The organism is Streptomyces sp. NPDC059443, from assembly GCF_042750105.1.
In the GTDB taxonomy this organism is placed as follows: Bacteria; Actinomycetota; Actinomycetes; order Streptomycetales; family Streptomycetaceae; genus Streptomyces.
Genome location: NZ_JBHYVM010000010.1, coordinates 83,659 through 98,013, shown reverse-complemented (window position 1 = coordinate 98,013; position 14,355 = coordinate 83,659). Strand labels below are relative to the sequence as shown.

The following is a 14,355-nucleotide window of genomic DNA, read 5'->3' as shown; positions in this document are numbered from 1 at the left end:
AATCCAGCCCCGCCGGCGTTTGAGGCAGGGGGCACCCCCAGCGGTAGCTGGGGGAGGGTCTGGGCGGAGCCCAGGGAACGGTGGAAGGGCGGGTAGGGGACAGCCCCCGCAGGGCCCACACCCCGGTCAGACCACCCGCCGGACCGTGTACGCGACACCCTCCGGGCGAGGGGCTTCGCCCACGTACACCTGCCCCCGCATCACGCACCACGCCGGGATGTCCAGCCGCGCGACTTCGTCGTCCGACACGACGGTCACCGTGCCCCCCACCGGCACCCGCCCGATCGCCCGCCCCAGTTCGATGACCGGCTGCGGGCACCGCATGCCGAGGGTGTCCAGCTCCAGGGATTCCGCCTCCGGGTCGGGGGACGACCCCGGCTCCGCGACCCCGAGCCGCTCCCGGACCCCCGCCACCACGCCCGGCAGAAGCTCCAGGAACCCGTTGACCTCCGCGGCCGAAGTGCCCGTCGGCAGGGAGACCCGTACGTTTCCCTCCGACAGCACCCCCATCGCGCGCAGCACATGGGACGGAGTCAGCGTCGAGCTGGTGCACGAGGAGCCCGAGGAGACGGAGTAGTCCGCGCGGTCCAACTCGTGGAGCAGGGTCTCGCCGTCGACGTAGAGGCAGGAGAAGGTGACCAGGTGGGGGAGGCGCAGGTCGGGGTGGCCCACCACCTCCACGTCCGGGACGAGCCGGGCCACCCGCCGCCGCAGCCGGTCGACCAGGGTCCGCAGCCGGGCGCCCTCCGCCTCGGCTTCGGCGCGCACCGCCCGCAGGGAGGCGGCCGCGGCGACGATCGCCGGAAGGTTGGCGAAGCCGGGGGAGCGGCCCGACTCCCTCTCGTCGGACGGGTGTTGGGGGGAGAAGCGGACCCCCTTGCGGACCGCCAGCAGGCCGACTCCGGGTGGGCCGCCCCATTTGTGGGCGCTCGCGCACAACACGGACCAGCCCGCAGGGACCGGTCCCCAGCCCAGCGACTGGGCCGCGTCCACGAGCAGCGGCACGCCGGCCGCGCCGCAGACCTCGGCGACGTCCGCCACCGGCTGGACCGTGCCCACCTCGTGGTTGGCCGACTGGAGGCAGGCCAGCGCGGTGTCCGGGCGCACGAAGTCCCCGTAGCCGGAGGGGGAGACGCGGCCGAGCCGGTCCACCGGGACCTCGCTCACCGTGCCGCCGCGCGCCGCGTGGGCCTCCGCCGCGTGCAGTACGGAACTGTGTTCTACCGCTGATACGACCAGATGCCCGCCGACGCGCCGGCGCCCCGCGAGAACCCCCGCCATGCCCGAGTGAACCGCGTGCGTCCCCGAAGGAGTGAACGCGAGCTCGTCGGGACGGCATCCCACCGACTCCGCCGCGGCCTCCCGCGCCGCGTCCAGCAGCAGCCTGGCCCGCCGCCCTTCGCGGTACAGCCGGGCCGGGTCGGCCCAGCCCTCGTCAAGGGAGGCCTGGAGCGCCTGCCGGGCCACGGGGTGCAGCGGGGCGGCGGACGCGGTGTCGAAGTACGGCATCCGGTCACGCTAACCGGCCGCCGCCCGGGCGTGGCGTCCGGCCGAGGTCAGGGGCCGTCAGATGTCGTCCGGAAGCGGCCATTCGGGGCCGGTTGGGCCGTCCCCCGTACGGCGGATCCATCCCTTCGGGGTCAGTAACGGCGCGTTGGGCACCCTCCCCGCGCGACCCCAAATAGCGTCCAGTAGGGTTTGGTCCGCATAAACATCCAAACCCCTGCCTGCGTCAGGGCCGGCGACCGACCCGAATACGGCCGCGGCCGGCCGCGCGGGCCGAGACTCTCGGGAAGGCGCTACGTGAGTCCCTACGGCTCCGACCGCTCGCCGCGGCGCCCGATGCGGCGGAAGCTGCTGCAGGCGCTGACTGCGGGCGCGGTTCTGGCGACCGCCACTGGTTGCTCGTACAACTGGAAAAGCTTCCCCCGCCTCGGAATGCCCACTCCGGTCACCGAGGAGGCGCCGCGCATCCTCTCCCTCTGGCAGGGCTCCTGGGCGGCCGCGCTCATCACAGGCATCCTGGTGTGGGGCCTGATCATGTGGAGCGTCATCTTCCACCGGCGCAGCCGGACGAAGATCGAGGTCCCCGCGCAGACCCGGTACAACATGCCCATCGAGGCGCTGTACACCGTGGTCCCGCTCATCATCGTCTCGGTGCTGTTCTACTTCACCGCGCGCGATGAATCGAAGCTGCTCTCCCTCTCCGCCAAGCCGGCGCACACGATCAACGTGATCGGCTACCAGTGGAGCTGGGGCTTCAACTACGTCGAGAACGTCGACGGCGACGCGGCGACCCCGAAGGCGGGCGAGGTTCCGAAGGAGCTCTCCGCCATCCCGGACCGCTACACCAAGGACTTCCCGGCGGGCGCCGAAGGCGTCTACACCAAGGGCGTTCCCGGAGACCGGAACCCGGACACCAACAACCCGGGTCCGACCCTGTGGCTGCCCAAGGGTGAGAAGGTCCGCTTCATCCTGTCGTCGAACGACGTCATCCACTCCTTCTGGGTGGTCCCCTTCCTGTTCAAGCAGGACGTCATCCCGGGCCACACCAACGTCTTCGAGGTCACTCCGACCCAAGAAGGCACCTTCATGGGCAAGTGCGCCGAGCTCTGCGGCGTCGACCACTCCCGGATGCTCTTCAACGTCAAGGTGGTCTCCCCGGAGGCCTACAAGGCGCACCTGAAGGAGCTCGCGGAGAAGGGTCAGACCGGCTACCTCCCGGCCGGCATCAAGCAGACCGACCCGGCCCGGAATGCGGAAGTGAACAAACTGTGAGCATCCTCAACGAATCCCAGGGTGCCGCCGCCGACTCGTATGAGAACGAGCTGCCGGTGCGGCGCAAGCAGCCGGGCAATGTGGTCGTGAAGTGGATGACCACGACCGACCACAAGACCATCGGCACGATGTACCTGGTCACGTCGTTCGTGTTCTTCATCATCGGCGGGATCATGGCGCTCCTCATGCGCGCCGAGCTGGCCCGTCCGGGCACGCAGATCATGTCGAACGAGCAGTTCAACCAGGCCTTCACCATGCATGGCACGATCATGCTGCTGATGTTCGCCACCCCGCTGTTCGCCGGCTTCGCCAACTGGATCATGCCGCTGCAGATCGGCGCGCCCGACGTGGCGTTCCCGCGGCTGAACATGTTCGCGTACTGGCTGTACCTCTTCGGCTCGACCATCGCGGTGGCCGGCTTCGTCACCCCCTCGGGTGCCGCCGACTTCGGCTGGTTCGCCTACTCCCCGCTGTCGGACGCCGTCCGCTCGCCGGGCATCGGCGCCGACATGTGGATCATGGGTCTGGCCTTCTCCGGCTTCGGCACGATCCTCGGTTCGGTCAACTTCATCACCACGATCATCTGCATGCGCGCGCCCGGCATGACGATGTTCCGCATGCCGATCTTCACCTGGAACGTGCTGCTGACCGGTGTTCTGGTCCTGCTCGCCTTCCCGGTGCTGGCCGCCGCGCTCTTCGCGCTGGAGGCCGACCGGAAGTTCGGTGCGCATGTGTTCGATGCGGCAAACGGCGGCGCCCTACTGTGGCAACACCTCTTCTGGTTCTTCGGGCATCCAGAGGTGTACATCATCGCGCTGCCGTTCTTCGGAATCATTTCCGAAGTGATCCCGGTCTTCTCGCGCAAGCCGATGTTCGGTTACATCGGCCTGATCGCCGCGACGATCTCGATCGCCGGCCTCTCGGTGACGGTGTGGGCCCACCACATGTACGTCACCGGCGGTGTGCTGCTGCCGTTCTTCTCCTTCATGACCTTCCTGATCGCGGTACCGACCGGTGTGAAGTTCTTCAACTGGATCGGCACCATGTGGAAGGGCTCGCTGTCCTTCGAGACCCCGATGCTCTGGGCCGTCGGCTTCCTGATCACCTTCACCTTCGGTGGTCTGACCGGCGTCATCCTGGCCTCGCCCCCGATGGACTTCCACGTCTCCGACTCGTACTTCGTCGTCGCGCACTTCCACTACGTCATCTTCGGCACCGTGGTCTTCGCGATGTTCTCCGGCTTCCACTTCTGGTGGCCGAAGTTCACGGGCAAGATGCTGGACGAGCGACTCGGCAAGATCACCTTCTGGACGCTGTTCGTCGGCTTCCACGGCACGTTCCTGGTGCAGCACTGGCTGGGTGTCGAGGGCATGCCGCGTCGTTACGCGGACTACCTCGCGGCCGACGGCTTCACCACGCTGAACACGATCTCCACGATCAGCTCGTTCCTGCTGGGCCTGTCGATGCTGCCCTTCATGTACAACGTCTGGAAGACGGCGAAGTACGGCAAGAAGGTCGAGGTCGACGACCCGTGGGGTTACGGCCGTTCGCTGGAGTGGGCGACCTCCTGCCCGCCGCCGCGGCACAACTTCCTCACCCTGCCGCGGATCCGTTCCGAGTCCCCGGCGTTCGACCTGCACCACCCGGAGATCGCGGCCCTCGACCACCTCACGGACCACGAGGCCGGTACCAAGGCAGTCACCGGCGGCAAGGAGGCCGGCAAGTGAAGATCCAGGGCAAGATGTTCCTCTGGCTCTCCTTCTTCATCCTGATCATGGCCGTCGTGTACGGCGTGTGGTCGAAGGAGCCCGTCGGTACCACCGCGCTCTTCCTGGCCTTCGGCCTGAGCGTCATGATCGGCTACTACCTGGCCTTCACGGCCAAGCGCGTGGACGAGATGGCCCAGGACAACCTGGAGGCCGACGTCGCGGACGAGGCCGGCGAGCTGGGATTCTTCTCCCCGCACAGCTGGCAGCCGCTCTCGCTGGCCATCGGTGGCGCGCTCGCGTTCATGGGCGTCATCTTCGGCTGGTGGCTCATGTACTTCTCGGCGCCGGTCATCATCGTCGGCCTGTGGGGCTGGGTCTACGAGTACTACCGCGGCGAGAACCAGAACCAGTAGTCGCACCCGCGCCGCCGCGAACGGTGGCGCACGCAGCCTGAGACTTGGGGCCCGGACACCTCTAACGGAGGAGTCCGGGCCCCTCGTTTGCAGTCACCCCGCGCGCCGTAATAGTCATATCTTCATAGCGTTGGCTCCATGAACCACTCACCGCGTCTTTGGACGGTAATCGGCTGCTCCCTGCTGGTCGCGTCCCTCGGGGCCGGCGCCACCGCATGCGGGTCCGGTGACAAAAACCCGCTGTCTGCCCGCCCCTACGACGCGGGCGATCAAGTCGCCTTCAACCAGGCCTCCGGCAGCCGTCCCGTCGACCCCGAACGGCCCCTTGAGGTCACCGCCAAGAGCGGCGGCCGGATCACCGACGTGAGCGCCGTGGACACCCACGGCCGCCGCCTGGCGGGCGAGCTGTCCGCCTCGGGGAACCGCTGGCACAGCACCGTCCCGATGGCCGCCGGCGTCCGCTACAACGTGAGCGTGAGCACCGAGGACGAACACGGTGCCCCGGGCCAGCGCACGATGTCCTTCGAGACCACCCCGGCCAAGAAGGTCCTCAAGGTCGAATTCGGCCCGGAGGAGGGCAAGTACGGCGTCGGACAGCCCCTCACGGCCGAACTCAACGAACCCGTGAAGGACAAGGCCGCCCGCGCGCTCATCGAGCGGGGGCTGGTCGTCGAGGCCCCGCCGGAGGTCGAGGGCGCCTGGTACTGGGTGGACGACAAGAAGCTCCACTACCGGCCCAAGGACTACTGGCCCGCCAACACCACCGTGTCCGTCCACAGCAACCTGGAGGGCGTCAAGATCTCCGAGGACCTCCACGGGGCCGCCAGCAAGCCGCTCAAGCTGGAGATCGGGGACCGGGTCGAGGTCACCACGGACGCCTCCTCGCACTACCTCACGTTCAAGCGCAACGGAGAAGTGATCAACACCATTCCGGTGACCACCGGAAAGCCGGGCTTCTCCACCCGCAACGGCGTCAAGGTGGTCCTCGGCAAGCAGTACTACGTCCAGATGCGCGGAGACACGGTCGGCATCGGCGGCAGCGAGTACTACAACCTGCCCGTCTACTACGCGACTCGCGTCACCTGGAGTGGTGAATACGTCCACGCCGCGCCGTGGTCCGTCGGCTCCCAGGGCTACGAGAACGTCAGCCACGGCTGCACCGGCATGAGCACGGGCAACGCCGCCTGGTTCTACGAGAACATCACCGAGGGCGACATCGTCAAGGTCATCAACAGCATCGGCGACGACATGGACACCTTCGGGAACGGCTACGGCGACTGGAACATGGACTGGAAGGACTGGCGCGAGGGCAGCGCCCTCCTCAAGGGCACCCAGGAAGGCCGCAGCCCCGTCGACAAGGACCGGCTGCGCCCGCAGGTGTAACCACCGGGGCGGGAGAGCTCGTAGCGCCCCTGCCGGGGCACGGGAGTCCGTACGGGTCCCCGTGCCCCGGTATGCGTCCGTACGGGCCGTTGTTCGGCCCGGAGGGCCCGTACGGGGCCCGCGGGCGGATCCGCGGCCCCTACCGGCAGGTCAGGCCGCCGGGGAGAGCCGTGCGCGCAGGAGACCCGCCAGGGCCTGCGCGAAGTCCACCGGATCCACCGGAAGGGTGACGGCGGCGTCCGCGCGGCTCCACGTGGCGAGCCAGGCGTCCTGCGGACGGCCCATCAGGAGCAGTACGGGCGGGCACCGGAAGATCTCGTCCTTGATCTGCCGGCAGACGCCCATGCCCCCGGCCGGGACCGCCTCGCCGTCCAACACGCACACATCGATGCCACCCGCGTCCAGTTGGCTCAGGACGGCCGGGAGCGTGGCGCACTCCAGGAACTCCACCGGCGGCAGGTCCGCGGCCGGCCTGCGACCGGCCGCCAGCCGCACCTGCTCCCGGGTGCCCGCGTCGTCGCTGTAGACCAGAACCCGCGCAGTCGCCCGCATTTCGTTCCTCCACGTGTCCGTGAAAAACGCTGATGTTGCGCGGGATGCTACTCCGTCCGACCCGGTGTCAACATCGGTTCGGACAGGCTCGTGATCACGGATCCGCGGGCCCATCTGATGGGCCGTTCGGGCCTTGCACACGGCCCTGACACTCCGAACGGCACCCCCCGGGGTGAGGGCGGGATAAGGGACCGACATAATGTCGGTCGTGGCGACAGCAACGACAGTAGATACCGGGCACGCGCACCCGACGGTCAACAGGCCGAACCTCGTCAGCGTGGGAACCATCATCTGGTTGAGTTCCGAGCTGATGTTCTTCGCGGCCCTCTTCGCGATGTACTTCACCCTGCGATCCGTGATGGGTCCCGAGCATTGGGCGGAACAGGCTTCAAACCTGAACCTGCCCTTCTCGGCGACGAACACCACGATCCTGGTGCTGTCTTCGCTCACCTGCCAGCTCGGCGTATTCGCAGCCGAGCGCGGTGACGTGAAGAAGCTCAGGACGTGGTTCATCATCACGTTCGTCATGGGTGCGATCTTCATTGGCGGGCAGGTGTTCGAGTACACCGAGCTGGTCAAGCACGAGGGCATCTCCCTCTCGTCGGACCCGTACGGATCGGTCTTCTACCTGACCACCGGATTCCACGGTCTGCACGTGACGGGCGGTCTCATCGCCTTCCTGCTGGTCCTCGGCCGGACGTACGCGGCCAAGAGGTTCACCCACGAACAGGCCACGTCGGCCATCGTCGTGTCCTACTACTGGCACTTCGTCGATGTCGTCTGGATCGGCCTCTTCGCGACGATCTACCTGATCAAGTAGCGAACACGTCGCCGGGCCCGAGCCCGGCACTCCATCCAGAAACACCGACGCAGAAGATCCTGACACCGGGGTAATCCGTGAAAAAGCTCTCCGCACGACGACGCCATCCGCTGGCGGCGGTCGTCGTTCTACTCTTCGCGCTGGCGGCCACTGGGGGGCTGTACGCCGTCTTCGCGCCCACGGGCAATGCGAAGGCCGACGAAACCGCCCAGTCCCTCGCCATCGAGGAGGGCAAGAAGCTCTACGCCGTCGGCTGCGCAAGCTGCCACGGAACCGGCGGTCAGGGTTCCTCTGACGGCCCCAGCCTGGTCGGCGTCGGCTCCGCGGCCGTCGACTTCCAGGTGAGCACGGGCCGCATGCCCGCCCAGCAGCCCGGCGCCCAGGTGCCGAAGAAGCCCGTCATTTACAACCAGGCGCAGACCGACCAGCTGGCCGCGTACATCGCGTCCCTCGGTGCCGGTCCGATCACGCCGACCGAGAAGCAGTACGACCCGGCCGGTGCCGACATCGCCGCTGGTGGTGAGCTGTTCCGCAACAACTGCGCGCAGTGTCACAACTTCACCGGCGAGGGCGGCGCGCTGACGAACGGCAAGTACGCCCCCAACCTCGAGGGCGTCGAGCCGAAGCACATCTACGAGGCCATGCTCACCGGCCCGCAGAACATGCCCTCCTTCCCGGACAGCACCATGCCGGAGAAGCAGAAGAAGGACATCATCGCGTACCTCCAGAACGTGAACGGCGAGAAGTCGACCAGCCCCGGTGGGCTCAAGCTCGGTGGCCTCGGCCCCGTCTCCGAGGGTCTCTTCGGCTGGATCTTCGGTCTGGGTGCGCTGATCGCTGTCGCCGTCTGGGTCGCGGCCCACACCGCTAAGGCCAAGAAGTCATGAGTAGCCAAGACATTCCCGAAGAGAAGCACCTGCCGAGCGAGCAGGGCGACGCGCACCACGGTGGCGTGGCAGTGGCGGACGACCCGTTCGCCGACCCGGGCCTGCCGGTTCACCGGCCCCGCATCCAGGACATCGACGAGCGGGCCGCCAAGCGGTCCGAGCGCACGGTGGCCATGCTGTTCACCCTGTCGATGCTGGCCACGGTGGGGTTCATCGCCTCGTTCGTGTCCATTCCGGTCGACAAGATCGTCTTCATCTTCCCCATCGGGAAGGTGAGCGCTCTCAACTTCGCCCTGGGCATGACCCTCGGCACGGCGCTCTTCTGCATCGGCGCGGGCGCGGTCCACTGGGCCCGCACCCTGATGTCCGACGTCGAGGTCGCCGCCGAGCGTCACGAGATCGCGGCCCCGGCCGAGGTCAAGGCGCAGGTCATGCAGGACTTCGCGGACGGCGCGCGCGAGTCGGCCATCGGCCGCCGCCCGCTGATCCGCAACACGATGTTCGGTGCGCTGGCCCTGCTGCCGCTCTCCGCCGTCGTGATCCTGAAGGACCTGGGCCCGATGCCCGAGGACAAGCTGCGCAAGACGATCTGGGCCAAGGGCAAGCTGCTGGTCAACGACAACACGAACCAGCCGCTGCGTCCCGAGGACCTCCTCGTCGGTTCGCTGACCTTCGCCAGGCCCGAAGGCCTGGAAGAGGACCAGCACGACTTCCAGACGCAGATCGCCAAGGCCGCCCTGATGATCGTCCGCATCAAGCCGGAAGACATCAAGGACAAGCGGGAGCTGGAGTGGTCCCACGAGGGAATCGTGGCCTACTCCAAGATCTGCACCCACGTCGGCTGCCCGATCAGCCTGTACGAGCAGCAGACGCACCACGTGCTCTGCCCGTGCCACCAGTCCACCTTCGACCTCTCCGACGGCGCCCGAGTCATCTTCGGCCCGGCTGGTCACGCGCTCCCGCAGCTGCGGATCGGCGTCAATGACGAAGGTTTCCTCGAGGCGCTCGGCGACTTCGAAGAGCCCGTCGGTCCTGCATTCTGGGAGCGCGGATGAGCACTGCGACCGACACTCAAGAGCGCAAAGCACCGGCCGGCGAACGCGTAGCCGACTGGGCCGACGGCCGGCTGGGCATCTACAGCCTCGCCAAGGCCAACATGCGCAAGATCTTCCCGGACCACTGGTCCTTCATGCTCGGTGAGATCTGCCTCTACAGCTTCATCATCCTCATCCTCACGGGTGTGTACCTGACGCTGTTCTTCCACCCGAGCATGAACGAGGTCGTCTACCACGGCTCCTACGTGCCGATGCAGGGCGTCCAGATGTCCGAGGCCTTCGCCTCGACGCTCAACATCAGCTTCGAGGTCCGCGGCGGTCTGCTCATCCGGCAGATCCACCACTGGTCGGCGCTGATCTTCGTCGCGGCGATGCTCGTGCACATGATGCGCGTCTTCTTCACGGGCGCCTTCCGCAAGCCGCGCGAGGTCAACTGGATCTTCGGCTTCCTGCTGCTGGTCCTCGGCATGTTCACCGGTTTCACCGGTTACTCCCTGCCGGACGACCTGCTCTCGGGCACGGGTGTCCGCTTCATGGAGGGCGCGATGCTGTCCGTGCCGGTCGTCGGCACGTACCTGTCGTTCTTCCTCTTCGGCGGCGAGTTCCCCGGCGGTGACTTCGTCTCCCGGTTCTACTCGGTCCACATCCTGCTGCTGCCCGGCATCATGATGGGCCTGCTGGTGGCCCACCTGATCCTGGTCTTCTACCACAAGCACACCCAGTTCGCGGGCCCCGGCAAGACGGAGAAGAACGTCGTCGGCATGCCGCTGCTCCCGGTCTACATGGCCAAGGCCGGAGGCTTCTTCTTCCTGGTCTTCGGTGTCATCGCGGCCATCGCGGCGATCGCCTCGATCAACCCGATCTGGGCGCTCGGCCCGTACCGCCCGGACCACGTGTCCACCGGTGCGCAGCCCGACTGGTACATGGGCTTCTCCGAGGGTCTGATCCGTGCCATGCCCGGCTGGGAGATCAACCTGTGGGGCCACACCCTCGTCCTGGGTGTGTTCGTCCCGCTGATGATCTTCCCGATGGTCCTGGTCGTGATCGCGGTCTACCCGTTCATCGAGTCCTGGGTCACCGGGGACAAGCGCGAGCACCACATCCTGGACCGCCCGCGCAACGTCCCGACCCGTACGGGCTTCGGTGTGGCATGGCTGACCTGGTACGTCGTCCTGCTGATCGCCGGTGGAAACGACATGTTCGCGCAGTACTTCCACCTGTCGATCAACTCGATCACCTGGTTCGCCCGGATCGCGTTCTTCGTCGGCCCGGTCATCGCGTTCATCGTCACCAAGCGGATCTGCCTCGGCCTCCAGCGCCGGGACCGGGACAAGGTGCTGCACGGTCGCGAGACCGGCATCATCAAGCGCCTGCCGCACGGTGAGTTCGTCGAGATCCACGAGCCGCTCTCGCAGGGCAAGCTCCACACGCTCACCTCGTACGACCAGTACCAGCCGGCCGAGATCGGCCCGACGGTCGACGAGAACGGTGTCGAGCGCAAGGTGTCGCGCACCGAGAAGCTCCGCGCGAAGCTCAGCAAGGGCTACTACGGAGAGAACAACCAGATTCCGAAGCCCTCGGTGGAGGAATACAAGGAGATCCAGAGCGGCCACGGCCACCACTGATCCCCTGCGCCACTGCTTGTCGTCTGTTTGTCAGATCGCTTGAGGGACTGATTTCGGTCAGTCCTGGTGTCGCCACAGCGGGAGCCCCGTCCAGTGTCTGGGACGGGGCTCTTTGCCGTCTCCGGGGCTGGATAGGCTGGAGCCCTTCCCACTCGACGTGGGCCCCGTCCTCGGACGGCCGACCAGTAGCAGGAGCGGACCATGAACCTGGTGACCCCGGCAGGCGGCGACAGCATGGCGGCCCGTGGCTGGCCGGGAGTTCTCGACGCCCTCCTGACCGGCCGGGACCTCAGCGCCGACGACACGGCCTGGGCCATGGACCGGATCATGCGCGGAGAGGCCACCGACGCCCAGATCGCCGGCTTCGCGGTCGCGCTGCGGGCCAAGGGAGAGACGGTCGCGGAGATCAACGGCCTGGTCCGGGCCATGTACGCACACGCCAACCTGATCGAGGTGCCGGGCCGGACGGTGGACATCGTCGGCACCGGCGGCGACGGCGCGAAGACGGTCAACATCTCGACGATGTCGGCGGTCGTGGTGGCCGGTACGGGTGCCAAGGTGGTCAAGCACGGCAACCGGGCAGCCTCTTCCGCGAGCGGGGCCTCGGACGTCCTCAAGGAGCTCGGGGTCAACCTCGACCTGAGCCGCGAGCGGGTGGTGGAGGTCGCCGAGGAGGCGGGCATCACCTTCTGCTTCGCCGTGAAGTTCCATCCGGCGCTGCGCCACGTGGCCGGGGCCCGCAAGGAACTGGGCATCCGGACCTTCTTCAACGCCCTGGGCCCGCTGACCAACCCGGCCCGGGTGCGCGCCCAGGCGACCGGTGTGGCCGACCCCCGGATGGCCCCGATCATCGCGGGCGTCCTCGCCGAACGGGGCTCCTCCGCGCTGGTCTTCCGGGGCGACGACGGCCTGGACGAGCTGACCACGACGGCGACCTCGCGGGTGTGGTGGGTCCGGGACGGCAAGGCCGAGGAGCAGTCCTTCGACCCGCGCGACGTCGGCATCGACCTGGTCGACGTCTCCGCCCTGACCGGCGGGGAACCCCCGTACAACGCGGAAGTCGCCCGCCGCCTGCTGGCCGGCGAGACGGGCCCGGTGCGCGACGCGGTCCTGCTGAACTCGGCGGCGGCCCTGGTGGCCCTGGACCCGGGCACGGGCACGCTGGAGGAGCAGCTGAGCGAGGGCATCGCCCGCGCGGCGCTGTCGATCGACTCGGGCGCGGCCAGGGCCGCGCTGGAGCGGTGGGTGGCGGCCAGCAACGCGTAGCGCGACGGCTGATCCCCGGCTCGTCCCCGGCTGATCCTTTTCGGCCACGACCCCGGTCCGCCATGTGGACCGGGGTCTTGCGTGCGGGGGATCTTGTGGCAGGATGCTCCCCAGGTCACGAGTGACAGCGTTTTGGCCCCGGCTCGCTGTCCGGCAACCCTCCTTCCGTGGCGGGGTGCCCCGGGTGATGACCAGGTCGTAGGCAGTGAGGTCTACGGCAAGCGCGGATCCCTCGACACCAGGGATCCTGGTCTCGATCGAGGAGCTTTTTCCGTGAGCAAGCGAATGCGATAGGGCGCTTCCGCCCCTTCTTCAACCCTCGGAACAGGGTCGCTTCCGCGTACCCGGAACTTCCGAGGCACTTCCCGTACCCCGGACGGCCGCAGCGTCGTACCCCCGTACGGGCACACAGAAGCCATTCAGACCTGCCTGCCGGGAGATACCGCCATGTCCGCAACCCCGAACGCCACCGCCGTCGCCGCTGCCGTCACCATCGACTGCCCCGCCGACGTCCCCGCCTGTGCCGAGCCGCTGCCGGTTCTCGGCCGTGACGTCACCGTCCCGCTCGTCACCGGCGGCGAGGTCACCTACGCCGCCCTCGACTACGCGGCCAGCGCCCCGGCCCTGCAGCGCGTCTGGGACGACGTGGCCGCGTACGCCCCGTACTACGGCAGCGTCCACCGCGGCGCCGGGTACCTCTCGCAGCTCTCCACGGACCTGTTCGAGCAGAGCCGCGTCACGGTCGCCGAGTTCCTCGACTGCCGCGCCTCCGACCAGGTGATCTTCACCCGGTCCACCACGGACTCCCTGAACCTGCTCGCCGCCGTGCTGCCGGCCGACTGCCAGGTCTTCGTCTTCGAGACCGAGCACCACGCCTCGCTCCTGCCCTGGGTCGACGCGCAGGTCACGTACCTCAACGCGCCCCGCACCCCGGCCCAGGCCGTGGAGACCCTGGAGCGGGCGCTGGCCGACCGCGACCCCTACGGCCCGGCGCTGGTCTGCGTCACCGGCGCCTCCAACGTCACCGGCGAGCTGTGGCCCGTCAAGGAACTCGCCGCCGCCGCGCACGCCCACGGCGCCCGCATCGTCCTCGACGCCGCCCAGCTGGCGCCGCACCACCCCGTCTCCGTGCAGGAACTGGACGTGGACTGGGTGGCGTTCTCCGGACACAAGCTCTACGCGCCCTTCGGCTCGGGCGTGCTCGCCGGCCGCGCGGACTGGCTCCAGCAGGCGGAGCCGTACCTGGCCGGTGGCGGCGCCTCCCGCAAGGTGGCCCGCCGCGAGGACGGCGGCGTCGACGTCGAGTGGCACACCACGGCCGCCCGCCACGAGGCCGGCTCCCCGAACGTCATCGGCGTCTACTCCATCGCCTCCGCCTGCAAGGCGCTGAACGAAGCCGGGTTCGAGAACCTGGTAGCCCGGGAGCGGCACCTCATCGCCAAGGTCCGCGAGGGCCTGGCCGAGGTCCCGGCGGTCCGCGTCCTGTCCCTCTTCGGCGACGACGCCCCGCGGGTCGGCGTCATCTCCTTCGTGGTCGACGGCTGGAACAGTTCCCACTTCGCGGCCGCGCTCTCCGCCGAGTACGGCATCGGCGTCCGCGACGGCCTCTTCTGCGCCCACCCGCTGGTCCGCACCCTGCTCGGCAGCGAGCCGCAGGCCCAGGGCGAATGCGGCGCCCCGGAGGCCGCCCCGGGCGAGCGCTCCCTGAACGCGATCCGCGTCAGCTTCGGCGCCGGCACCCCCGACGAGCACGTCGACCGGTTCGTCCGCGCGGTCAAGGAGCTCGTCACGGACGGCGCCAAGTGGCAGTACCGCACCGAAGAGGGCCGCTGCGTCCCGGCAGTCTGAGCCGGGACGGGGGCGGCCG

At 68.3% G+C, this 14,355-nt stretch carries 12 protein-coding genes and 1 riboswitch; of the genes, 10 read left to right on the top strand and 2 right to left on the bottom strand.

Annotated features, from left to right (window positions below; translation table 11 throughout):
- Positions 1-126: 126 nt before the first annotated feature.
- Positions 127-1,509, bottom strand: a complete 1,383-nt coding sequence (locus ACFXDJ_RS12645) for a cysteine desulfurase/sulfurtransferase TusA family protein (protein ID WP_384657986.1) — start codon at positions 1,507-1,509, stop codon at positions 127-129.
- Positions 1,510-1,803: 294 nt separating this feature from the next.
- Here ACFXDJ_RS12645 and coxB point away from each other — a divergent pair, with 294 nt between their 5' ends.
- The 4 genes from coxB (at position 1,804) to ACFXDJ_RS12625 (ending at position 6,283) form a co-directional block, all read left to right on the top strand.
- On the top strand, positions 1,804-2,778 hold the full coding sequence (gene coxB, locus ACFXDJ_RS12640) for a cytochrome c oxidase subunit II (protein ID WP_384657982.1): 975 nt from the start codon (positions 1,804-1,806) through the stop codon (positions 2,776-2,778).
- Positions 2,775-4,505: a cytochrome c oxidase subunit I gene (gene ctaD, locus ACFXDJ_RS12635; protein WP_384657979.1), complete on the top strand. Its 1,731-nt coding sequence runs from the start codon at positions 2,775-2,777 to the stop codon at positions 4,503-4,505. The genes coxB and ctaD overlap by 4 nt, the downstream gene beginning before the upstream one ends.
- Entirely contained in the window at positions 4,502-4,900 is a 399-nt protein-coding gene (locus ACFXDJ_RS12630) for a cytochrome c oxidase subunit 4 (protein WP_384657977.1), read from the top strand. Before ctaD ends, ACFXDJ_RS12630 begins: the two co-directional genes overlap by 4 nt.
- Before the next feature lie 138 nt (positions 4,901-5,038).
- A complete protein-coding gene (locus ACFXDJ_RS12625; RefSeq protein ID WP_384657974.1) occupies positions 5,039-6,283 on the top strand; it encodes an Ig-like domain-containing protein in 1,245 nt (414 codons plus the stop codon).
- A gap of 150 nt (positions 6,284-6,433) precedes the next feature.
- On the opposite strand, the gene ACFXDJ_RS12620 is transcribed toward ACFXDJ_RS12625, so the two are convergent.
- Positions 6,434-6,835 (bottom strand): hypothetical protein, encoded by a 402-nt coding sequence (locus ACFXDJ_RS12620; protein WP_384657971.1) that lies wholly within the window; start codon positions 6,833-6,835, stop codon positions 6,434-6,436.
- A 199-nt stretch (positions 6,836-7,034) separates the two neighbouring features.
- On the opposite strand from ACFXDJ_RS12620, the gene ACFXDJ_RS12615 reads away from it, so the two are divergent.
- The 6 genes from ACFXDJ_RS12615 (at position 7,035) to ACFXDJ_RS12590 (ending at position 14,336) form a co-directional block, all read left to right on the top strand.
- Entirely contained in the window at positions 7,035-7,655 is a 621-nt protein-coding gene (locus ACFXDJ_RS12615) for a heme-copper oxidase subunit III (RefSeq protein WP_330296040.1), read from the top strand.
- 77 nt (positions 7,656-7,732) lie between these two features.
- The gene (locus tag ACFXDJ_RS12610) at positions 7,733-8,542 is read left to right on the top strand and encodes a c-type cytochrome (RefSeq protein WP_384657968.1); all 810 of its coding nucleotides are present in this window, start codon (positions 7,733-7,735) and stop codon (positions 8,540-8,542) included.
- Positions 8,539-9,597: a Rieske 2Fe-2S domain-containing protein gene (locus ACFXDJ_RS12605; protein WP_384657965.1), complete on the top strand. Its 1,059-nt coding sequence runs from the start codon at positions 8,539-8,541 to the stop codon at positions 9,595-9,597. The genes ACFXDJ_RS12610 and ACFXDJ_RS12605 overlap by 4 nt, the downstream gene beginning before the upstream one ends.
- Complete coding sequence (locus tag ACFXDJ_RS12600; RefSeq protein ID WP_384657963.1) at positions 9,594-11,222, top strand: cytochrome bc complex cytochrome b subunit; 1,629 nt, start codon at positions 9,594-9,596, stop codon at positions 11,220-11,222. Before ACFXDJ_RS12605 ends, ACFXDJ_RS12600 begins: the two co-directional genes overlap by 4 nt.
- Positions 11,223-11,423: 201 nt before the next feature.
- Positions 11,424-12,488 (top strand): anthranilate phosphoribosyltransferase, encoded by a 1,065-nt coding sequence (gene trpD / locus ACFXDJ_RS12595; protein WP_384657961.1) that lies wholly within the window; start codon positions 11,424-11,426, stop codon positions 12,486-12,488.
- Between the two features lie 113 nt (positions 12,489-12,601).
- Positions 12,602-12,718, top strand: a riboswitch (SAM riboswitch).
- Between the two features lie 217 nt (positions 12,719-12,935).
- On the top strand, positions 12,936-14,336 hold the full coding sequence (locus ACFXDJ_RS12590) for an aminotransferase class V-fold PLP-dependent enzyme (RefSeq protein WP_384657958.1): 1,401 nt from the start codon (positions 12,936-12,938) through the stop codon (positions 14,334-14,336).
- Positions 14,337-14,355 lie beyond the last annotated feature (19 nt).

What these genes read in the sequence shown, in the direction of transcription:
- trpD (WP_384657961.1), top strand. Translation starts at nt 11,424, where the DNA reads ATGAACCTGGTGACCCCGGCAGGCGGCGACAGCATGGCGGCCCGTGGC.
- ACFXDJ_RS12620 (WP_384657971.1), bottom strand. Translation starts at nt 6,835, where the DNA reads ATGCGGGCGACTGCGCGGGTTCTGGTCTACAGCGACGACGCGGGCACC.
- ACFXDJ_RS12590 (WP_384657958.1), top strand. Translation starts at nt 12,936, where the DNA reads ATGTCCGCAACCCCGAACGCCACCGCCGTCGCCGCTGCCGTCACCATC.
- ACFXDJ_RS12645 (WP_384657986.1), bottom strand. Translation starts at nt 1,509, where the DNA reads ATGCCGTACTTCGACACCGCGTCCGCCGCCCCGCTGCACCCCGTGGCC.
- ACFXDJ_RS12615 (WP_330296040.1), top strand. Translation starts at nt 7,035, where the DNA reads ATGTCGGTCGTGGCGACAGCAACGACAGTAGATACCGGGCACGCGCAC.
- ACFXDJ_RS12625 (WP_384657974.1), top strand. Translation starts at nt 5,039, where the DNA reads ATGAACCACTCACCGCGTCTTTGGACGGTAATCGGCTGCTCCCTGCTG.
- ACFXDJ_RS12605 (WP_384657965.1), top strand. Translation starts at nt 8,539, where the DNA reads ATGAGTAGCCAAGACATTCCCGAAGAGAAGCACCTGCCGAGCGAGCAG.
- ACFXDJ_RS12600 (WP_384657963.1), top strand. Translation starts at nt 9,594, where the DNA reads ATGAGCACTGCGACCGACACTCAAGAGCGCAAAGCACCGGCCGGCGAA.